This window comes from Lysobacter sp. P5_B12, from assembly GCF_056400425.1.
Genome location: NZ_JBFULG010000004.1, coordinates 23,879 through 45,155 on the forward strand (window position 1 = coordinate 23,879; position 21,277 = coordinate 45,155).

General features: G+C 67.4%; 14 protein-coding genes. 7 read left to right on the top strand and 7 right to left on the bottom strand.

Features of this window, described 5'->3' with window-relative positions:
• Positions 1 to 4: 4 nt before the first annotated feature.
• Genes metH through AC1DOM_RS07950 form a run of 3 tightly spaced genes read right to left on the bottom strand, consistent with a single transcriptional unit; the run spans position 5 to position 4,733 of the window.
• Entirely contained in the window at positions 5 to 2,686 is a 2,682-nt protein-coding gene (gene metH / locus AC1DOM_RS07940) for a methionine synthase (RefSeq protein WP_498961992.1), read from the bottom strand.
• Positions 2,683 to 3,807 carry a homocysteine S-methyltransferase family protein gene (locus AC1DOM_RS07945; protein ID WP_498961994.1) on the bottom strand — a complete coding sequence of 375 codons (1,125 nt, stop codon included), beginning with the start codon at positions 3,805 to 3,807 and terminating at the stop codon, positions 2,683 to 2,685. Before AC1DOM_RS07945 ends, metH begins: the two co-directional genes overlap by 4 nt.
• The gene (locus tag AC1DOM_RS07950; protein ID WP_498961996.1) at positions 3,804 to 4,733 is read right to left on the bottom strand and encodes an ArsR/SmtB family transcription factor; all 930 of its coding nucleotides are present in this window, start codon (positions 4,731 to 4,733) and stop codon (positions 3,804 to 3,806) included. The genes AC1DOM_RS07945 and AC1DOM_RS07950 overlap by 4 nt, the downstream gene beginning before the upstream one ends.
• Positions 4,734 to 4,856: 123 nt before the next feature.
• Here AC1DOM_RS07950 and AC1DOM_RS07955 point away from each other — a divergent pair, with 123 nt between their 5' ends.
• From AC1DOM_RS07955 to AC1DOM_RS07985, 7 genes are all read left to right on the top strand, one after another.
• Entirely contained in the window at positions 4,857 to 6,005 is a 1,149-nt protein-coding gene (locus AC1DOM_RS07955; protein ID WP_498961998.1) for an acyl-CoA dehydrogenase family protein, read from the top strand.
• 31 nt (positions 6,006 to 6,036) lie between these two features.
• A complete protein-coding gene (locus AC1DOM_RS07960) occupies positions 6,037 to 11,037 on the top strand; it encodes an NAD-glutamate dehydrogenase (RefSeq protein WP_498962000.1) in 5,001 nt (1,666 codons plus the stop codon).
• Between the two features lie 79 nt (positions 11,038 to 11,116).
• Positions 11,117 to 11,902 (top strand): NAD kinase, encoded by a 786-nt coding sequence (locus tag AC1DOM_RS07965; RefSeq protein ID WP_498962489.1) that lies wholly within the window; start codon positions 11,117 to 11,119, stop codon positions 11,900 to 11,902.
• Between the two features lies 1 nt (position 11,903).
• On the top strand, positions 11,904 to 12,818 hold the full coding sequence (locus AC1DOM_RS07970) for a 5'-nucleotidase (protein ID WP_498962002.1): 915 nt from the start codon (positions 11,904 to 11,906) through the stop codon (positions 12,816 to 12,818).
• 124 nt (positions 12,819 to 12,942) lie between these two features.
• Positions 12,943 to 13,542: a carboxypeptidase regulatory-like domain-containing protein gene (locus AC1DOM_RS07975; protein WP_498962004.1), complete on the top strand. Its 600-nt coding sequence runs from the start codon at positions 12,943 to 12,945 to the stop codon at positions 13,540 to 13,542.
• A gap of 4 nt (positions 13,543 to 13,546) precedes the next feature.
• Entirely contained in the window at positions 13,547 to 15,907 is a 2,361-nt protein-coding gene (locus AC1DOM_RS07980; protein WP_498962006.1) for a putative bifunctional diguanylate cyclase/phosphodiesterase, read from the top strand.
• Positions 15,904 to 17,112: a porin gene (locus AC1DOM_RS07985; protein ID WP_498962008.1), complete on the top strand. Its 1,209-nt coding sequence runs from the start codon at positions 15,904 to 15,906 to the stop codon at positions 17,110 to 17,112. Before AC1DOM_RS07980 ends, AC1DOM_RS07985 begins: the two co-directional genes overlap by 4 nt.
• Here the strand turns inward: AC1DOM_RS07985 and AC1DOM_RS07990 are convergent.
• Genes AC1DOM_RS07990 through AC1DOM_RS08005 form a run of 4 tightly spaced genes read right to left on the bottom strand, consistent with a single transcriptional unit; the run spans position 17,103 to position 21,170 of the window.
• The gene (locus AC1DOM_RS07990; RefSeq protein WP_498962010.1) at positions 17,103 to 17,675 is read right to left on the bottom strand and encodes a DUF2939 domain-containing protein; all 573 of its coding nucleotides are present in this window, start codon (positions 17,673 to 17,675) and stop codon (positions 17,103 to 17,105) included. The two genes, AC1DOM_RS07985 and AC1DOM_RS07990, sit on opposite strands and share 10 nt — an antisense overlap.
• A 4-nt stretch (positions 17,676 to 17,679) precedes the next feature.
• Positions 17,680 to 18,366, bottom strand: a complete 687-nt coding sequence (locus tag AC1DOM_RS07995) for a DUF2461 domain-containing protein (protein ID WP_498962013.1) — start codon at positions 18,364 to 18,366, stop codon at positions 17,680 to 17,682.
• Positions 18,363 to 19,808: an exodeoxyribonuclease I gene (gene sbcB, locus AC1DOM_RS08000; protein ID WP_498962015.1), complete on the bottom strand. Its 1,446-nt coding sequence runs from the start codon at positions 19,806 to 19,808 to the stop codon at positions 18,363 to 18,365. The genes AC1DOM_RS07995 and sbcB overlap by 4 nt, the downstream gene beginning before the upstream one ends.
• Positions 19,809 to 19,814: 6 nt before the next feature.
• A complete protein-coding gene (locus tag AC1DOM_RS08005; RefSeq protein WP_498962017.1) occupies positions 19,815 to 21,170 on the bottom strand; it encodes an FAD-dependent oxidoreductase in 1,356 nt (451 codons plus the stop codon).
• Positions 21,171 to 21,277 lie beyond the last annotated feature (107 nt).

Here is a 21,277-nt window from a genome sequence, read left to right on the forward strand (position 1 = left end):
CTCGCTACTCCGGGTCGTAATCCAGGTTGGATGCCAACCAACGCTCCGCCTGCGCAAGAGACACGCCCTTTCGCTTCGCGTAATCGGCGACCTGTTCGCGCGACAAGCGCCCGACCACGAAATACTGGCTGCGCGGATGGCTGAAGTAATAGCCGGACACCGCCGATGCCGGATACATCGCGAAACTTTCCGTCAGCTTCACGCCCGCGTTCTTCTCCGCATCGAGCAGCGCGAACAGCGTCGCCTTCTCGCTGTGTTCCGGACAGGCCGGATAGCCGGGTGCCGGGCGAATGCCGACGTACTTCTCGTCGATCAATGCCGCGTTGTCGAGCGTCTCGTCGCCCGCATAACCCCAGGTTTCGCGTCGCACCTGCGCGTGCATGCGTTCGGCCAGCGCTTCGGCCAGGCGATCGGCGAGCGACTTGAGCAGGATCGCCCGATAGTCGTCGTGGTCGGCCTCGAAACGCGCGACATGCGGTTCGATGCCCAGCCCCGCCGTCACCGCGAATCCGCCGATCCAGTCCTGCTTGCCCGAGCCTTCGGGCGCGATGAAGTCCGCAAGGCAGAAATCCGGGCGATCGGCCGGCTTCTCCACCTGCTGGCGCAGGAAGTGCAGCGTGGTGCCGTTCGCAAGCTTCACGTCATCGCCGACCGACTGCGCCGGCCAGAACCCGACGACTGCTTTCGCCTGCAACCATTTCTCCGCGACGATCTGCTTCAGCATCGCCTGCGCATCTGCGAACAACTCGCGCGCCTGCGCACCGACGACGGCGTCGTCGAGGATCGCCGGATACTTGCCCGCCAATTCCCAGGTATTGAAGAACGGCGACCAATCGATGTACGGCACCAGATCCGCGAGCGGCACGTCGTCGTACACCGTGATGCCGGGCTGGCGCGGGGCAGGCGGCGTGTGATCGTCCCAGCCGCCATCGAATTTCTGCGCGCGCGCCTTGTCCAGCGACACCAGTCGCTTGGCATCGCCGCGATTGCGGTGGCGCTCGCGGATCTCCGCGTAGTCTGCGTCGTTCGCCGCGACGAAGGCCGCGCGCAGATCGCCGGAGACCAGCGACTGCGCGACACCCACCGCGCGCGAGGCGTCTTTCACCCACACGGTCGGCGACTTGTACTGCGGATCGATCTTCAGCGCGGTGTGCGCGCGCGAGGTCGTCGCACCGCCGATCAGCAAGGGCAGTTCGAAGCCCTGGCGCTGCATCTCCGCGGCGACATGGCGCATTTCTTCCAGAGACGGCGTGATCAGGCCGGACAGTCCGATGATGTCGGCGTTCTCGGCCTTCGCGCGGTCGAGGATCACCTGCGCGGGCACCATCACGCCCAGGTCGATGACCTCGAAGTTGTTGCACGCCAGCACCACGCCGACGATGTTCTTGCCGATGTCGTGCACGTCGCCCTTGACCGTGGCCATCACGATCTTGCCGTTGTTCTTGCCCGCATCGCCCGTGCGCAGCTTTTCGGCTTCGATGTAGGGCAGCAACCAGGCGACCGCCTTCTTCATCACGCGCGCGGACTTCACCACCTGCGGCAGGAACATCTTGCCTGCGCCGAACAGATCGCCGACCACGTTCATGCCCGCCATCAGCGGGCCTTCGATCACGTCCAGCGGGCGCGTGGCCTGCAGGCGCGCTTCCTCGGTATCGGTGTCGATGTACGCATCGATGCCGTGGACCAGCGAATGCGCGAGGCGGTCGCCCACCGGCTTGTCGCGCCAGCGCAGGTCTTCGACCTTCTTCTCGCCTTTCTTGCCCTTGAAGCGTTCGGCGATCTCGAGCAGGCGCTCGGTGCCGTCGCTGCGGCGATTGAGCACGACGTCCTCGACGCGCTCGCGCAGCTCCGCGTCGATGTCGTCGTAGAGCGGCAACGCACCGGCGTTGACGATGCCCATGTCCATGCCCGCGGCGATCGCGTGGTACAGGAACACCACGTGGATCGCCTGCCGCACGGCTTCGTTGCCGCGGAAGGAGAAGGACACGTTCGACACGCCGCCGGAGATGTGGGACAGCGGGAAACGCTTGCGCAACTCGCGCGCGGCTTCGATGAAGTTGACCGCGTAGTTGTCGTGTTCCTCGATGCCGGTGGCGATCGCGAAGACGTTCGGGTCGAAGATGATGTCTTCCGGCGGAAAGCCGACTTGCGTGGTCAGCAGTTCGTACGCGCGCGAACTGATGCCGACCTTGCGTTCGATCGTGTCGGCCTGGCCCTGTTCGTCGAAGGCCATCACCACGACCGCGGCGCCGTAACGGCGCACCAGGCGCGCCTGGCGCATGAACTCGGCTTCGCCTTCCTTCATCGAGATCGAATTGACGATCCCCTTGCCCTGCAGGCATTTGAGGCCCGCCTCGATCACCGACCACTTGGAGCTGTCGACCATCACCGGCACGCGCGCGATGTCGGGTTCGGCGGCGATGAGGTTGAGGAAGGTCGTCATCGCCAGCTCCGAATCGAGCAGGCCTTCATCCATGTTGACGTCGAGCACCTGCGCGCCGTTCTCGACCTGCTGGCGCGCGACGACCACCGCTTCGTCGTAACGGCCTTCGAGGATCAGCTTCTTGAACTGCGCCGAGCCGGTGACGTTGGTGCGTTCGCCGACATTGACGAAGTTGCTCTGCGGCGTGATCTGCAGCGGCTCCAGGCCGCTGAGCCGGGTGTAGCGGGGCAATGCGTTGTTCATGCGGCTTCGGATTGTGCGGATTCGGTGAGGCGCGGCAGCGCGCGCGGCGGCAGGCCGGCGACGGCCGAACCGATGGCGCGGATGTGGTCGGGCGTCGTGCCGCAGCAGCCGCCGACGAAGTTGAGCAGCCCGCTGGCGGCGAACTCGCGCAGCGTGCCGGCCATGTCCTCCGGCGTTTCGTCGTAGCCGCCGAAGGCATTGGGCAGGCCGGCATTGGGATGCGTGCTGACGAACGCATCGGCGACCTGCGCCAGCACGTCGACGTGCGCGCGCAGATCCTTCGCGCCGAGCGCGCAATTCAGGCCGATCGACAAAGGCCGCGCATGGCGCAGCGAATACCAGAACGCTTCGGCGGTCTGCCCGGAGAGCGTGCGGCCCGAGGCGTCGGTGATCGTGCCCGAGATCATCAGCGGCAGGCGCACGCCGAGTTCTTCGAAGACATCCTCGATGGCGAACACCGCGGACTTCGCATTGAGCGTGTCGAAGATGGTTTCGACCATCAGCACGTCGGCGCCGCCTTCGATCAGGCCGCGGGTCGCTTCGCGATAAGCTTCGGCCAATTCGTCGAAGGAAATCGCGCGGAAGCCCGGGCGGTTCACGTCGGGGCTGAGCGAAGCGGTGCGGCTGGTCGGGCCGAGCACGCCGATGACGAAGCGCGGCTTCGACGGATCGGCCGCCTCGGCGGCATCGCATGCGGCGCGGGCGAGCTTCGCCGATTCTCGGTTCAACTCGCGCACCAGGTGCTGCAAGCGATAATCGGCGAGCGAAACCGACGTCGAGTTGAACGTGTTGGTCTCGACCATGTCGGCGCCGGCGGCCAGGTACGCGGCATGGATGTCGCGAATGATTTCCGGGCGCGTGAGCGTCAGCAGATCGTTGTTGCCTTTCTGGTCGTGCGCCTCGCAGCCGCAGCCCGCGCCGTGCGCATGGCCCTCGGTGGCGAACAGCGCGTCGTAGCCGTGCGCGAATCGGTCGCCGCGGTAATCGGCTTCGCCCAGTTCGTGTTGCTGGATCATCGTGCCCATCGCGCCGTCGATCACCAGGATCCGTTGCGCGAGCGCCGCTTCCAGCGCGGCGACGCGCGCGGGGTCTTTCCAGGGCAGGGTCTTCGGATCGGTCACGGTTTGACTCCCAGCAGCGACAGCACTTCGAAATGGGGTGGGCGGCGTTCGCGGGTCACGGTGCCGGCATTGGCGATGCCCAGCCCCGCCTTTTCGGCGAAGCGGCGCAGTTCCTTTTCCGTGAAACCCAGGTTGGCGTGGCCGTAGGCCTCCACCACCGCCTTGTGTTCGTGGCGCGCCAGGCTCGACAGCAGCAGGCGCCCGCCGCGGCGCAGGACGCGCGCGGCTTCGGCCACCGCCTGCGCAGGCTTGGCCGCATAGGTGAGGGCGTGCATCAGCACGACAAGGTCGAAGCTCGCGTCGGGGAAGGGCAGCGCATGCATGTCGCCCTGGCGGACTTCGACGTTGGCAAAGGGCTTGAGGCGTTCGCTCGCGGCCGTCACCACGCGCGGGCTCGCATCGATGCACACGTAGCGGCGCGCATGCGGCGCGAGCAGTTCGGCGAGCACGCCGTCGCCGGAGGCGATGTCGAGCACGTCTCCGGGACTCAGCAGCGGGAGCGCCGTGCGCGCGAGCGCCTCCCAGGTGCGGCCCGGCGAATAGTGGCGTTCCATGTCGCCGGCGACCGAATCGGCCCAATTCTGGTCGGCCGCGCGCGTGGCGAGCACGGCGGGGACGCGTTCGGCGTCCTGGCGGAGCAGGGGATCGTCGCTTCCACTGCGCAGGGCTTCCCACAGGGACCGCTGCGCCGAATCCAGGCTGTCTTCTTCGAACCGGTAGTAGGCGCTCACGCCGGCGCGGCGGTCGCGCACCAGGCCGGCTTCCTTCAGCTTGGCCAGGTGCGTGGACACGCGCGGCTGCGCCAGCCGGGTGATCGCCGAGAGCTCGGCGACGGTGAGTTCCTCGCGCTCGAGCAGCGCCAGCAGGCGCACGCGCGTGGCGTCGGCGAGCACCTTCAGGCGGATCGACCAGCCTTCCAGATCCATGCGCGGCATTTATCCGTCAATCAAGATATAGCGATAAGTCTGGCCCTTTGGGTCCATGGGGGTCAAGCGGCGCGCGTGCGCGGCTACAATTCCGCTTCTTGATCCCCGCCCGGAGTGCGCAAAGTGGATTTCCGCTTCACCGAAGAGCAGTTGATGATCCAGGACGTCGCGCGCCGCATCGCGCGCGAGAAGATCGCGCCGACCGCCGAGCACTTCGACCGCAGTGGCGAATTCCCCCTCGAAAACATCCGCACGCTCGGCGAAAACGGCCTGATGGGGATCGAGGTGCCGACCGAATACGGCGGCGCGGGGCTGGACCCGATGGGCTACGTGCTGGCGATGGTCGAGATCGCCGCGGCCGACGCCGCGCACTCCACCATCATGTCTGTCAACAACTCGCTGTTCTGCAACGGCATCCTGACCAACGGCACCGAGGCGCAGAAGCAGAAGTACGTGCGCGCGATCGCCGAGGGCGCGGAAATCGGCGCCTTCGCGCTGACCGAACCGCAGTCCGGCTCCGACGCCACCGCCATGCGCTGCCGCGCGGTGAAGCAGGCCGACGGGCGTTTCATCATCAATGGCAAGAAGAGCTGGATCACCTCCGGCCCGGTCGCCAAGTACATCGTGCTCTTCGCGATGACCGATCCGGACAAGGCCGCGCGCGGCATCACCGCCTTCCTCGTCGACACCGACAAGCCCGGCTTCAGCCGCGGCAAGACCGAGCCCAAGCTCGGCATCCGCGCCTCGGCCACTTGCGAGATCGAATTCGACGACTACGTCGCCGAAGCCGACGAAGTGCTGGGCGACGAAGGCCACGGTTTCAAGATCGCGATGGGCGTGCTCGACGCCGGCCGCATCGGCATCGCCTCGCAGGCCATCGGCATCGGCCGCGCGGCGTACGAGGCCTCGCTGGCCTACGTGCGCGAGCGCAAGGCCTTCGGCGCGCCGATCGGCACGTTCCAGATGACGCAGGCGAAAATCGCCGACATGAAGTGCAAGCTCGACGCGTCGCTGCTGCTCACGCTGCGCGCGGCGTGGTTGAAGGGACAGGGCCAGAAATTCACCACGGAGGCCGCGATCGCGAAGTTGACCGCCTCAGAGGCTGCGATGTGGATCGCCCACCAGGCCGTGCAGATCCACGCCGGGATGGGCTACTCGAAGGAAATGCCGATCGAGCGTTATTTCCGCGACGCGAAGATCACCGAGATCTACGAGGGCACCAGCGAGATCCAGCGCCTGGTCATCGCCCGCCACGAAACCGGCCTGCGCTGAGCGCTCGCCTGCAAGGACTGACATCGCCCCCATGAGCACGCGTCCGAAATCCGTCAAGGCCGCTCCGAAGAAAGCGACCGCAACCTCCTCCAGCAAGAACACCGGTACGCAACCGTCGGTTGCGCGCTTCGACCTGGCGCCGATCCTCGAGGCCCTGCGCAAGCGCGTGCCCAAGGCGCGCGCCGCCGAGGCCGAGGCCTTCGCGCGCAGCTTCTACAAGCGCATGACGCGCGACGAATACGTCGAGCACGGCGCCGAGGGCTGGGCCGCGCTGGCCGCGGGCATCCTCGACTTCGCCGCCACGCGCAAGGCGAAGAAGGCCAACGTCCGCCTGTTCAACGCGACCACGAAGGAACACGGTTGGGAATCGCCGCACACCGTGCTGCAGATCCTCAACGACGACATGCCCTTCCTCGTCGACTCGGTGACCATGGCGCTCGCCGAGATGGGCATCAACGTCCACGTGCTCGGCCATCCGGTCGTCCCGCTGACGCGCGACAAGGCCGGCAAGCTCGCCGGCGTTGGCGAGGGCACCAACGAGTCCTTCATCCACATCGAGATCGACCGCCAGCCGCCCGAGGCGATGGGCAAGATCGAAAAGCGCGTGCGCAGCGTGCTCGAAGACGTGCGCGCGAGCGTGGCCGACTGGGACGCGATGCGCACGCGCATGCTCGCCGTCGCCGAAGAACTGCCTTCGCACAACATCCCGGTGTCCGATGCCGGCCGCGCCGAGGCGCAGGAATTCCTGCGCTGGGCCGCCGACAACCATTTCACCTTCCTGGGCTATCGCGAATACACCGTCGAACGCGTGGGCAAGGAAGACATGCTCATCGCCCACCCGGACACGGGCCTGGGCCTGCTGCGCAATGCCGACGGCGGCAAGCCGCGTCCGCTCACCTCGCTGGCGGCGCATTACATGCCGCAGTCCGGTTCGGTCGACGCGCTGATCCTCACCAAGACCAACGCGCGCGCCACCGTGCATCGCCCCGGTTACATGGATTACATCGGCGTGTTGTCCTTCGATGCGAAGGGCAAGCCGATCCGCGAGCAGCGTTTCCTCGGCCTGTACACCTCCAGCGCCTACAACCGCCGTCCGTGGGACATCCCGCTGGTGCGCGAGCGCTACGAATACGTGATGCGCGAATCGGGCCTGCGCCCGGCCAGCCACAGCGGCAAGGCCCTGCGCCACATCATCGAGACGCTGCCGCGCGATGAGTTGTTCCAGTCATCGGAAGCCGAACTGGCCGAAACCGCCAGCGGCATCCTCGGCCTGCAGGAACGCGTGCGCAGCAAGCTGTTCCTGCGCCGCGACCGTTACGGGCGCTTCTATTCGGTGCTCGTCTACGTGCCGCGCGATCGCCACGACACGCGCATGCGCCATCGCATCGAAGCGATGCTCAAGCGCGAGCTCGACGGCGAACACGTCGACACCAACGTGCACATCGGCGAATCGGCGCTCGCGCAGCTGCACCTGATCGTGCGTCCGCGCGCCGGTTCGCAGGTGCAGGCCGACGAAGGCAAGCTCGACGCCGAACTGGCGACGATCGTCCGCGACTGGCAGGACGCGCTGTCCGAGGAACTGGGCAAGCGCCACGGCGAGGAGGCGGGCCTGCGCATGGCCACGCGCTTCGGTCGCGCGTTGCCGGCCGGCTACATCGAAGACGTCAGCCCGGCGGTCGCCGCCACCGACGTCGAACATCTTTCGCAGCTTTCCGGCGCCGACGACCTGCGCCTGTCGCTGTATCGCTCGCGCCGCGACGGCACGCTGCGCTTCAAGTTCTATCGCCTGAAGGACGACATCCCGCTGTCCGATGCGCTCCCGATGATGGAGAACATGGGCCTGCGCGTGATCTCCGAGCACCCGTACCGCATCGTGTCCAACGGCGATGTCGCCTACATCCAGGACTTCGAGGTCGAGTCCACGCAGGGCGAGATCGACATCGATCGCCTCGACGAGAATTTCGAGGAAGCCTTCGCGCGCATCTGGCGCGGCGAAGCGGAAAACGACGGCTTCAACCGCCTGGTGCTGACCGCCGGCCTGTCGTGGCGCCAGGTGTCGATGCTGCGCGGCTACTGCAAGTACATCCTGCAGACCGGCGTGCCGTTCTCGCAGAGCTACGTCGAAGCCACGTTCTCGCGCTATCCCTTGCTGGTGCGTTTGCTCGTCGAGTTGTTCGAAGCGCGCTTCGACCCGTGCACGGGCAGCGAATCCAAGGTCGCGATCAAGCAGGGCATGGAGCGCTTCAGCGTGCAGATGCGCGCACTGATCGCCGATGACGCTGCCGCGCAAGCCGCGGTGCAGCCGGCGATCGACGCACGCGCCGGTACGCGCGACCAGCAGGTCGAGGCGACGCGCGCGGCCCTGAAGGGCTTGTTCGATCGCGTCGCGAGCCTGGACGACGACCGCATCCTGCGCAGCTTCATGGGCGTCATCGACGCAACGCTGCGCACGAGCTATTACATCCAGTACAAGGAAGGAAAGCGCAAGGACGGCGGCCCGGCCGACTACATCAGCTTCAAGTTCGATTCGGCGAAGGTCCCCGACCTGCCGAAGCCGCGCCCCTACCGCGAAATCTTCGTGTATGGCCCGCGCGTGGAAGGCGTGCACCTGCGCTTCGGTCCGGTGGCGCGCGGTGGTTTGCGCTGGTCGGATCGCCGCGAAGACTTCCGTACCGAAGTGCTCGGGCTGGTGAAGGCGCAGATGGTGAAGAACACCGTCATCGTGCCGGTCGGTTCGAAGGGCGGCTTCTACTGCAAGCAGGCGCCGGATGCGGCGACCAACCGCGACGCGTGGTTCGCCGAAGGCGTGGCCTGCTACCAGCGCTTCATCAACGGCCTGCTCGACATCACCGACAACCTCTCGCCGGAAGGCAAGACGATCCATCCCGACAACGTCGTGCGCCACGATGCGGAAGATCCGTACCTGGTCGTCGCCGCGGACAAGGGCACGGCCACGTTCTCCGACATCGCCAACGCCATCGCGCGTGCGCACGGCTTCTGGCTGGACGATGCCTTCGCCTCGGGTGGTTCGGTGGGTTACGACCACAAGGCGATGGGCATCACCGCCCGCGGTGCGTGGGAATCGGTCAAGCGCCACTTCCGTTCGATGGGCCGCGACAGCCAGACGCAGGACTTCACGTGCGTGGGCATCGGCGACATGAGCGGCGACGTGTTCGGCAACGGCATGCTGCTGTCGAAGAAGATCCGCCTGCTGGCCGCGTTCGACCATCGCCACATCTTCCTCGACCCCAATCCGGATGCGGCGCGCACGTTCAAGGAACGCGAGCGCATGTTCAAGCTGCCGCGCTCGAGCTGGGACGACTACGACAAGTCGCTGATCAGCAAGGGCGGCGGCGTGTTCCCGCGCAGCGCGAAGTCGATTCCGCTGTCGCCGGAAATCAAGGCCGTGCTCGGCATCGAATCCGACGCCAACGCGATGAGCCCGACGGAGTTGATGTCGGCCATCCTGCGTTCGCCGGTCGACCTGCTGTGGAACGGCGGCATCGGCACCTACGTGAAGTCTTCGCGCGAAACCAACGCCGACGTCGGCGATCGCGCCAACAATGGCCTGCGCGTCAACGGCGCGGACCTGCGCTGCAAGGTGGTGGGCGAGGGCGGCAACCTCGGCCTCACGCAACTGGGCCGCGTGGAAGCGGCGCAACACGGCGTGCTGCTCAACACCGACTTCATCGACAACTCCGCGGGCGTGGACACCTCCGACCACGAGGTGAACATCAAGATCCTGCTCAACGCGCAGGTGCAGAAGAAGAAGCTCGGCTTCGATGCGCGCAACACGCTGCTGGCGTCGATGACCGACGAAGTCGCGCAGCTGGTGCTCAACGACAACTATCGCCAGAACCAGGCGATCAGCCTGATGGAACGAATGAGCCTGTCGCGCATGGGCTCCAAGCAGCACTTCATGCGCACGCTGGAAGCGCAGGGCCTGCTCGATCGCCAGATCGAATTCCTGCCGACCGACAAGGAGATCGCCGAACGCAAGGCGCGCGGGCAGGGGCTGACGCGTCCCGAGCTGTCGGTGTTGCTGTCGTATTCGAAGATCGTGTTGTTCCAGCAGTTGCTCAACTCCGACGTGCCGGAAGATGCGTACCTGTCGAAGGAACTGATCCGCTACTTCCCGAAGCCCTTGCAGGACAAGTACGCGAAGGGCATGCAGGAACATCGCCTCAAGCGCGAGATCATCGCCACGGTGGTGACCAACTCGATGGTCAACCGCATGGGCGCGACGTTTACGCTGCGCATGCAGGAAGACAGCGGGCGCTCGCCGTCGGAAGTGGCGAAGGCCTTCACGATCACGCGCGAAACGCTCGACATCCGCGACATGTGGGCGCAGATCGACGCGCTCGACGGCAAGGTCGCCGAATCGGTGCAGATCGACGCCCTGCAGGTGATCTGGACGCTGCAGCGCCAGTTCACGCGCTGGTTGCTCGCGCGGCCCGGTGCGATTCCCGACATCGCGACGGCCGTGGAGCGTTTCCACGACGGCTTCCGCGACATCCGCGCGGGCGAGCGCATCCTTCCCGATTCGCAGCGCCCCGCCTACGTCGCGAGCATCCAGGACTGGAATGCGAAGGGCTTGTCGCCGGCGTTGTCCGAACAGCTCGCCGCGTTGCCTTACCTCGAGCCGTGCCCCGACATCCTCGAGCTGGCGAAGGAGCGCAAGGCGCGTCCGACGGATGTGGCGAAAGTCCACTTCCGCCTCGGCGATGCGTTGCGCGTGCCGTGGTTGCAGAAGCAGATCGATGCGCTGGCGGTTGAAGGCCGCTGGCACGCGGTGGCGCGTGGTGCGTTGCGCGAAGAGCTCGGCGCGCAGCAGCGCCTGCTCGTGGGCCAGGCGCTGGCGATGCCGGGCAACGATGCCGATGCGAAGGTCAAGTCGTGGCTCAACCGCGACGACAGCTCGCTGCGCTTCACGCTGACGATGCTCGAGGAGATCGCGGCGCAGAAGACGCTGGACTACCCGACGGCCTCGGTTGCGGTGCAGCGTCTGTCGCAGCTCGCCTCGCGCGGGTGATGCGCAATGGCGCCGGGGCCGATGGCCCCGGCGTCAGTCGGGCCGGGTTATCCTCGCCCGCATGACACCGAACAACAGCCTGCCCGCCGCGCCGCGCCTGTCGTTCCTCGCCAGTCCGGCCGAAGAAGCCCAGAAGGCGCTCGCTGCGCTGATCCAGGCGCACGGGCAATGCGACCCCGACGCGGCCGACGTGCTCGTCGCCCTCGGCGGCGACGGGTTCATGCTGCAGACGCTCCATCGCCACGGCGGTCTGGGCAAGCCGGTGTTCGGCATGAAGCTGGGCACCGTCGGCTTTTTGATGAACCACCATCGCGACGAACCGGCGATCGGCCAGGCGCTGATCCAGCGCATCGCATCGGCCGAGCCCGCCGTGCTGCGGCCGCTGGAGATGGTGGCGCAGACCGAATCGGGCGCGAGCGTCGGCTCGCTCGCCTACAACGAAGTCTCCCTGCTGCGGCAAACGCGCCAGGCCGCGCACGTGGCGATCGACCTCAACGGCAAGACGCGCCTGGAGGAATTGATCTGCGACGGCGTGCTGGTCGCCACCTCCGCGGGCAGCACGGCCTACAACTATTCCGCGCACGGCCCGATCCTGCCGCTGGGGTCGCGCCTGATCGCGCTGACGCCGCTCGCGCCCTTCCGCCCGCGTCGCTGGCGCGGGGCCTTGCTCAAGGCCGACACCGAAGTGCGCTTCCGCGTGCTCGATCCCTACAAGCGCCCGGTGAGCGTCACCGCCGATTCGCACGAAGTGCGCGACGTCGTCGAAGTCACCATCCGCGAATCCGGCGAGCGCACCGTCACCTTGCTGTTCGATCCGGAACACAATCTCGAAGAGCGGATCCTCAGCGAACAGTTCGTGGTGTGAGATGAGTCAGATGCAGCATCCGCCGCTGACCGTCGCGATCACCTCGCGCGCCTTGTTCGACCTCGAACACAGCCACGAATTGTGGGAACGCGAAGGCATCGCCGCCTACCAGGCGCATCAACGCGAGAACGAAGACGCGCCGCTGGCACCGGGCATCGCGTTCCCGCTGGTGCGCAAACTGCTCGCGTTGAACGAAGGCGCCGATGCGCCTCGCGTCGAAGTGATCCTGCTCTCGCGCAATTCCTCCGATACCGGCCTGCGGATCTTCAACTCGATCCACCACCACGGGCTCGACATCTCGCGCGCGACCTTCACCTCCGGCGCGCCGACCTGGCCCTACATCCGGCCCTTCGGTGCGCACCTGTTCCTGTCGGCGAATCCCGAAAGCGTCCGCCGCGCCCTCGAACACGGCGTCGCCGCCGCCACGATCCTCCCCGCGAAGGCCGCCACGCAGACGCACGGGCAACTGCGCATCGCCTTCGACGGCGATGCGGTGATCTTCGGCGACGAGTCCGAGCGCGTGTCGCAGGAGCAGGGCCTGGCCGCCTTCCACGACCACGAAACCACCAACGCGCACGAGCCGCTGTCCGGCGGCCCGTTCCGCGGCTTCCTCGACGCCTTGCACCGCCTGCAGGCGGCGTTCCCCGCCGGCGATGCCGCGCCGATCCGCACCGCGCTGGTCACCGCCCGCAGCGCGCCGGCGCACGAGCGCGTGATCCGCACCCTGCGCGACTGGGACGTCCGCCTCGACGAGGCCCTGTTCCTCGGTGGCCGGCCGAAAGGCCCGTTCCTGGAAACCTTCGGCGCGGACATCTTCTTCGACGATTCGCTGCACAACATCGACTCGGCACGTCGGCACGTCGCCGCCGGGCATGTGCCGCACGGGGTCTCCAACGAGCCGGCGAAGGCGGGCTGAACCGGCCGTCTTTTTCGTTCACACTGGGGGCGTGAGGGTCGGCTAGGCTGCGCCGATGGGGAATGTCGACCGGGGGGACGACATGCGGTCAGGGGTGTGCGGGTTTCTATGCCTGGGTTTGCTGGTGCTCTCGTCCTGGACGCGGGCCGCGACGTTGTCGGTGGAGGTCACCGATCGCGCGGGCAAGCCCGTGGCCGACGCGGTGGTCACCGTGCTCGGCGCCGGGCCGCGGGTCGCGCCCGCGGCGCGCATCGTCGACCAGAAGAACCTGACCTTCCTGCCGTACGTCGAGGTCTTCCACCCCGGCGACAGCCTGGTGTTCCGCAACAGCGACGGCACGCGGCACCACGTGTATTCGTTCTCGCCCGCCAAGCAATTCGAAATGGTCGTCGATGCCAATGGACGCTCGGCGCCGCTGGTGCTCGACAAGACCGGCGTGGTCGCGGTGGGCTGCAACATCCACGACGGCATGATCAGCTATCTCTACATCACCGATGCGCCGTACGCCGCGCGCACCGATGCCACCGGGCGCGTGTCGTTCGAGGGATTGCCGGCCGGGCCCTTCGAAGTCCGCGTGTGGCAGCCGCGCCTGCCGGCCGGCCGGCCCGACCTGCGCCAGCAGTCGATCGTGCTCGCCGCGCAGGAAAGCCGGAACGTCGCTTTTCCGCTGACGCTGCGGCCCGATTCGCGGCGCCAGTTCGATCGCGAGCACACGCATTACTGACGCCATGAACTTCCGCGTCCGCCTCGCCTCCTTCTTCGTCGCCGCGCTGGTGCTGGTGCAGTGCTTCACCGCGGTGTTCGTCTATCGCGTGACGCGCGCGGAGTTGATCGGGGAAGGGCAGCGGCAGCTGGATGTCGCCTCGCGTGCGTTCGCCGGGCAACTGGATGAACTCTCCAATCGCGTCGCGGCCAGCGTGCAGGTGCTCGCACTCGATTTCGCGCTGCGCTCGGCGATCGCGCAGCGCGACCACGCCACGGTCGTCTCCGCGCTGCGCAACCACGGCAAGCGCGTGGGTGCGACGCGGATGCTGCTGGTCGACGTCGAGGGGCGCGTCGAAGCCGATACCGAAGGCAAGTTCGCGCCGGGCGCCGCGTTTCCGTTCTCCGACCTGACCGAGCGCGCGCTCGAAGCGCCCGCATCGGCGATCGCGGCGTGGGATGGACGCGCGTACTGGGTCGTCGTCGTGCCGGTGTCGGCACCCGACCTGGTCGGTTTCATCGCCGCGGCCATTCCCGTCGACAACCGATTGCTCGAACGCCTGCAACGCCAGTCCGCGCTGCCCAAGCGCATCGAGCTGGCCACGCGCGGCGCCGACACGCGCTGGCGCATCCTCGCGCAGGCGGGCGGCGATGCGAACGTGGACGTGACGCCCGCGCTCGCGGCGCAAGTCCCGGCACTCGCCACGCGCCCGGTCCTGATCGACGTCGACGGACGCGACTACGTCGCGCAGGCCGTGTCCCTGTCGCACTCCAAGCGCAGCGCGCCGGTCGTCGCGGTCCTCGGCTATTCGGTGGATGCCGCGCTGGAACCGTATCGCTCGGTCGGTTCGGCCTGGGCGGTGCTGCTCGGGCTCGGCCTGCTCGTCGGCCTGATGGTGGCCTTCCTCATCGCGCGCAGCGTCTCGCGCCCGGTGGAGGCGCTGGCCGATGCCGCGCGGCGCATCGCCGACGGCGACGCCGCCTTCCTTCCGCCCGCGCATGCGACCCGTCGCGACGAACTGGGCCAACTCGCCGGCGCGTTCTCGCACATGGTGCAAACCTTGCGCGAACGCGAAGCCCGCATCCGCCACCAGGCCGGCCATGACCTCGTCACCGGCCTGCCGAACCGCATGGCCGCCGAGACGGCGATCGGCGGCGCACTCGAAGCCCATCCTTCGGCGCGCGCGGCCTTGCTCATGATCGGCATGGCGCGACTGCCGGACATCATCAACACGATGGGCCACGTCGTCAGCGATCGCCTGATGGCCGACGCCGCGCAGCGCATCGCGCCGATCGCGGGCGATGGCCTGGTCGCGCGTGCGACCGACGACGAATTCTCGGTGTTCCTCCCTTCGGCCACGCGTAGCCAGGCAGTCAACGCCGCGCTGCGTTTCGTCGAAGTGCTGTCCGAACCGTATCGCGAAGCGGAGTTCACGCTCGACCTCTCACCCGCGGTCGGCATCGCGCTTTCACCGATGCACGGCGGCGAAGCGAGCACCTTGCTGCGTCGCGCCGAAGTGGCGCTGCTCGGTGCGATGGGCACGGAAGAACCGGTAGCGGTCTACGACCCGGCGACCGACCCGCATCGCCCCGAACGCCTCTCGCTGATGAGCGACCTGCGCAAGGTGCTCGAAGGCGCGCCGGGCGCGCATGGCGAACTGGAACTGGTCTATCAGCCCAAGCTGCATTTGCCGACGGGCCGCATCGACGGCGCCGAAGGCCTGCTGCGCTGGCGGCACCCGGTCGCCGGCCCGCTCGCGCCCGACGCGTTCATCGCGCTCGCCGAAGAAACCGGCAACATCCGCCGCCTCACGCGCTGGGTGCTCGGCGCGGGCATCGAAGAGGCGGGCCGCTGGCAGGCGGCGGGCGAGGACCTGCGCATCGCGCTCAACGTGTCGGCGCGCGATCTTGATGACGTGGACCTGCCGCGCCGCGTGGCCGGCCTGCTCGCGGCGCACGGTGTTTCGCCCTCGCGCGTCATCCTCGAAATCACCGAGAGCGCCATCATGGGCAAGCCCGAAACCGCGATCGCGGTGTTGCGGCGCTTGGCGGAGCAGGGAATCGCCCTGGCCATCGACGACTTCGGCGTGGGCCAATCCTCGTTCGCCTATCTGCGGCGATTGCCCGTGCGCGAACTCAAGATCGATCGCACGTTCATCGCGCACCTCTCCGAATCGCGCGAGGACCGCGCGATCGTGCGCTCCATCGTCGATCTCGGACACGACCTGGGCTATCGCGTGACCGCCGAAGGCGTCGAGGATGCGCGGACGATCGAGATGCTGCGCGAGATGCACTGCGATCATGCACAGGGCTACCAGGTCGGGCGCCCGTTGTCGGCGGAAGCCTTCCTTGCGCTGGTGTCGTCACGAGCGGGAGTCGAAGCGTGAAGCGCACGGCACTGCTCGCATTGGCAACCTGGGGGTTCATCGCGCAGGCGCAGGCCGTGGAAGTGCGCGGCTTCGTCGAAGCGCGCGCGACCACGACGCCCGACGAACGCGCGTGGCGCGACGGCGGCTTGGGCAAGACGCGTTTCGGCGACGGCGACGATGCGCTGGGCGGCAACGCGGCGTTGAACGTCAGTTGGCAGGCGAGCGATGCACTCCTTTTGTCGGCCTCCGGCCAATACGTGCCCGATTTGAAACCCGATGCCGACCTGCTCGATGCATGGGTGCGCTGGCGCCCGGTTTCGACCTCGCCTTGGCGCTTCTCCGCCACCGCCGGCATGTTCTTCGCGCCGATCTCGATGGAGAACGACGGCGTGGGCTGGACGAGCCCGTGGACGATCACGCCCTCGGCGATCGACAGCTGGGTCGGCGAGGAGTTGCGGGTCTTCGGCAGCGAGTTGCGGCTCGAACACCGCGGCGAGGAAGCGACGTGGAGCGCACGCGCGGCCTTGTTCGGTCGCAACGATCCGGCCGGCGAGTTGCTGGCTTCGCGCGGCTGGGCGATGGGCGACCTCACCTCGGGCCTGGACGCGAGCGTGCGCCAACCCGATGTCTACGCCGACATGGTGTACACGTCGGTCCCGATGCGTTTCAAACCCTTCACCGAGATCGACGATCGCCTGGGCTTCTATGTCGCGGTGGATCGCGAAGCCGGGGAAGATCGCGCGCGCGTGCTGTACTACGACAACCGCACCGATCCGAGCCGCGACACCGATTACGGTGCGCGCGAGGTGTACGGGTGGCACACGCGGTTCTGGTCGGCGGGTGCGCAACAGCGCATCGGACAATGGTTGGTCGTCGGCCAGCTGATGACGGGCACCACGCGCATCGCGCCGGATCCGTCGATGGTGTTCGACACCGATTTCAACGCCGGCTACGTGCTTGCCACGCGCGCGTTCGGCGCGTGGGAACCGGCGCTGCGCGTGGATCTGTTCCAGCTGGCGCAGACGATGAACGGCACGCCGGCCTTCCTCGGCGAACATGGCAACGGGATTACGGCCGCGCTCAACTGGCGCCCGAACGACCGCATCCGCGTCATCGGCGAAGTCCTGCGCATCGACAGTGCGCGCAACCAGCGATTGGACGAAGGATTGGATCCGCGGCAGGTCGACGTGCAGGCGCAACTCGCGGTGCGCTTTTACTTCTGAGTGTTCGGCCCCAGCGGCAGGCGGATATCCGCCAGGCGCCAACGCAAGCCATCGCGTTTGAGCACGAAGACGACGGGCTTGCCTTGTTCGTCGCGGATCGTTGCGGTGAAGCGCGATGTCGATTCGTAACGCATCTTCGCGTTGTCCAGCGGTTTCGACGGCGGCGTCGCCGGCAAGGGATCGCCGTTCGCATCAAGTGGCGGACGTTCGAAACTTTCCTTGGAGTTCTTCCATAGGCGCCGGCCTTGCATCACGGCACTGAGCCCGCCGGGATTGACCATGCCGTCGACCAGGCCGTTCACCACGCCCGTGGCCATCGTCAGCGCGATCGCGCCGAAGGGATTGGTCTGCACGTCGGGACCGGCCTGGCGGATCATCTCGTCGACCATCTGCGCCTTGAGGCTGGCGCGCACCGCGGGGAAGTCGACCTGTTCGGCGAGCTCACCCGCATCTTCGGCCTGCACCGCGCGCTGGATCGCGTGGATCGTCATGTACGGCCCGGCGGCGACCCATGCGAACACCAGCACGATGGCGGCGAGCGTGAGCGCGATCCACTTCTTCATTGCCTCAATACTCCAGGTCGAGCGCAGCGCAAAGATAGTCGACGAACGGGCCCAGCGCCGCGAGATCGGCGTAGAGCGTCTGCCGCAAACGCGGCCCGAGCATCGTCGCATCGTCGATCCCGCGTTCGGCGACGAAGTTGCGGCGGCGCAGGTCGTCGGGATACGGGAAGTCCTCGGGAAACCCCTTCGGCGTGCGCACCAGCATTTCGCTGTCGTCCAGGTCGAAGCGTTTGCGGAAGGCCGTGCCATGCGCGGCGGCTTTCCAGCCCGACGGGTTGTCGACGATGAACTGGCGGATCTGGCGTTGCACCGGCGTCGGCGAATGCCACACGCCCGCACCGACGAAACAACGCCCCGGTTGCAGGTGGAAGTAGAACAAAGGCGCTTCGACCTGACGCCCACGCGCATGCATCAGCCGCGCGCCTTGCCAGGTCTTGTACGGCGTCTTGTCGTTCGCGAAGCGCGTGTCGCGCTGGATGCGATACAGCGAACCGCCGACCGGCCTGGGATCGACGCGATATTGCGCGCTGAGTTCGGCGACGACCGGTTCGAGATCGTGCAGCAGCCGCTGGAACGGCGCACGCACATGCGTGTCGTACTCGGCCTTGTGCGCGAGAAACCATGCGCGTTCGTTGTGACGCGCCAGCCCGCGCAGGAACTTGAAACTCGCTTGCGTGAAATAGGTGCTCATGACAGTTCGGCGGCGCGCTGCCGCCCCCAGTCCTCCAGGGCATCGAGGAGGGCGAGTTTCGCCCCATGCCCCGCATGCGCGGCGCGAAACGCGGCGATTTCGGCGAAGAAGCTGTCGAAGGTGTATTCGGACAGGTCTGCGTCGCGCGTCAGGCGCGCGCGCCGGTAGTCGTCCCAACGCGCGCGGTCGGCCGCATCCAGGGTCTCGGGGAAATTGCGCGCACGGTAGCGGAACAGCAACTCGTCCAGCCGCGCATCCTTGAAGACGAATGCATGCGAGGCCAGCGCACCCGGCGGCAGCGAGCGCACGGTGGCGAACTTGCGTTTGTCGCCGTCGCCGAGGAAGCCGTTGTAAATCGATCCATCGACGTCGCCGCGTTCCTCGCGCGCACGCACTGCCGAATACACGCGACGGACTTTCTCCGCGAGTTCCGGCCCCGCATCGCGCAGTTGCTGCGCGCGCGCCTCGCTCTTCGCGCGGTCGATCGACAGGCGCGCGAAGTCGGGTTCGCGCAGATGCTCCCATTGCACGACGCTCGGGCAACGGTTGACGTGGATTTCCTTCAGCGCCACGCGGACCGCGCCTTCGGGCAGATCGGCCGAGGGCGTGTACAGATGGTCGGCGATATCCTCGGGCGACAGCGTCAGCAGCGCTTCGGGGTCCTGGTCCAGATCGAAGACGATGACGCGGCTGTCGATCTGCGGATGCCGCGCGATGGGCACGACCGGCGCGCTGCTCATGCGCGCGGCGGGAAAACGCTGCGAAACGTGCAGCACCGGTTGCATGCGGACCGGATCCACGAGCTGCGCGACGTAACGCTTGTCGCGCAAGCGCAGCGCGTAATCCCAGAGCCGGGGCTGCGCCTGCTTGAGCTTGCGCGCCAGGGCCACCAACGCGAGCACGTCGGACAGCGCTTCATGCGCGTCGCCTTCGCGCACGTCGTTCGCAGTGGCGAGATGTTCGAGGCGGAACGACGCGCCGCCATCGTCGCGCAAGGGCCACGCGATGCCTTCGGGGCGCAGCGCATAGGCCATGCGCAGCACGTCGAGCAGATCCCAGCGCGAATTGCCGTTGCGCCACTCGCGTTCGTAGGGGTCGTAGAAGTTGCGGAAGAAGCCGCAGCGGACGAATTCGTCGTCGAAGCGCAGGGAGTTGTAGCCGAGCGTGCAGGTCTCCGGCCGCGCCATCTCTTCGAAGATGCGGGCGAACGCGGCGGGCTCGTTCACGCCTTCGGCCAGCGCACGTTGCGGCGTGATGCCGGTGATCAGCGTCGCGGCGGGCGAGGGCAGCAGGTCGTCGGCCGGTTGCACGAACAGGCTGACCGGCGGTTCGATCGCGTTGAGGTCGGCGTCGGTGCGCAAGGCCGCGAACTGCGCGATGCGCGTGCGGCGCGGATCGCCGCCGAAGGTTTCCAGGTCGTAGAAGAGGAAGCTGCCCGCCACGCGCCCTCAGCCTTCGACCGGCAGGGGCGGGAGGCGATGCGCGACTTGCGCATCGAGCCATGCGCGGTCGATGCCGTCGAGGCTGGCATGGCCCTTCGTCGCTTCGACGAGCAACTCGCGCTGGACTCGGCCCCGTTCGAAGGCGACGGCATAGGGCAGGCGACGGAAAGTCACCATCGCGTAGCGCGGGACGAAACGCGTCGGGTGGCGCTGCGCGAGTTCGCGTTCGAGGTCGCGCTGCAGGAGGAAATCCTGCTCGTCGACACGTGCGCGCATCTCCAGGTAATTCTCCAGCGCCATGGCTTGGATCGCGCGGGCGTTGGGCAGGCGCTGCGCTTCGAACGCGGCGAAGGCCTGCGCAAGGTCGGGCGTGTTTTCCAGATGATCGGCGAGCGCGACGCAATCTTCGAACGCGCAATTCATGCCCTGCCCGTGGAAGGGCACCATGGCGTGCGCCGCATCGCCGAGCAGCACGGCGCGGCCATCGAGATGCCAGCGATCCAGGTACAGCGTCGACAACTGGCCGATCGGGTTGTGTTCGAACGCGGCCTCAAGATCCGGGATCAGGGGCACGGCATCGGCGAAGTCGCGTTCGAAGAACGCACGCGCATCGGCGCCGGTGCGGACGGTCTGGAAACTCGGATCGCCCTCCAGCGGCAGGAATAGGGTGACGGTGAACGTGCGCTCGCCGTTCGGCAGCGCGATGCACATGTAATGGCCGCGCGGCCAGATGTGCAGGGCATTGGCTTCGATGCGGAAACCGCCGTCGGCTGCGGGCGGAATCTCGAGTTCCTTGTAGCCGTGGCCGAGCGATTCGATGCGCTCGCCGAGGCTTTCGCGCTTCTGCATCGCCGTGCGCAGCGCCGAGCCCGCGCCGTCGGCGCCGAGCAGCGCGGTGAACGTGTGTTTGGTGCGTTGCGCGGTGTTGTCGTCGACGAAGGTCGCGCGCAGCGCGTCGAAGTCCACGGCGTCCAGCCGCTGGTCGAAGTGCAGGCGCGCGCCCGCGCGTTGCGCGGCGTCGAGCAGGGTGATGTTGAGCTCGCCGCGGCTCACCGACCAGATGACTTCCGAGTCGTCCTTGCCGTAGCGCAACAACTGTTGGCCGCCGTCGGCCGAATGCACCATGCGCCCGCGCATCATGACGGCCTTGTCGAGCACCGCACCGTCGGCGCCCGCGGCGCGCAATGCATGCAGGCCGCGTTCGGCGAGCGCGAGGTTGATCGAGCGTCCGCCCGCGTAGCCCTTCAGGCGTGGATCGCCGCGGCGTTCGAACACATCGACGGACCAGCCGCGTTGTGCGAGCAGCGTGGCGAGCAGGCCGCCGGCGAGGCCCGCGCCGACGATGGTGAGATGGCGATTCATGGTGCCCAATGGTGCCAGTGTGTCCGCGCGGCCGCCATCGCCGTCCGCCGCCGCACTTTCCAGATGCACCTCACGCGGGGGTGCGTTGCAGACTCGGGGTGTCGCAA

What these genes read in the sequence shown, in the direction of transcription:
- metH (WP_498961992.1), bottom strand. Translation starts at nt 2,686, where the DNA reads ATGAACAACGCATTGCCCCGCTACACCCGGCTCAGCGGCCTGGAGCCG.
- AC1DOM_RS08005 (WP_498962017.1), bottom strand. Translation starts at nt 21,170, where the DNA reads ATGAATCGCCATCTCACCATCGTCGGCGCGGGCCTCGCCGGCGGCCTG.
- AC1DOM_RS07960 (WP_498962000.1), top strand. Translation starts at nt 6,037, where the DNA reads ATGAGCACGCGTCCGAAATCCGTCAAGGCCGCTCCGAAGAAAGCGACC.
- AC1DOM_RS07990 (WP_498962010.1), bottom strand. Translation starts at nt 17,675, where the DNA reads ATGAAGAAGTGGATCGCGCTCACGCTCGCCGCCATCGTGCTGGTGTTC.
- AC1DOM_RS07950 (WP_498961996.1), bottom strand. Translation starts at nt 4,733, where the DNA reads ATGGATCTGGAAGGCTGGTCGATCCGCCTGAAGGTGCTCGCCGACGCC.
- AC1DOM_RS07995 (WP_498962013.1), bottom strand. Translation starts at nt 18,366, where the DNA reads ATGAGCACCTATTTCACGCAAGCGAGTTTCAAGTTCCTGCGCGGGCTG.
- AC1DOM_RS07970 (WP_498962002.1), top strand. Translation starts at nt 11,904, where the DNA reads ATGAGTCAGATGCAGCATCCGCCGCTGACCGTCGCGATCACCTCGCGC.
- AC1DOM_RS07980 (WP_498962006.1), top strand. Translation starts at nt 13,547, where the DNA reads ATGAACTTCCGCGTCCGCCTCGCCTCCTTCTTCGTCGCCGCGCTGGTG.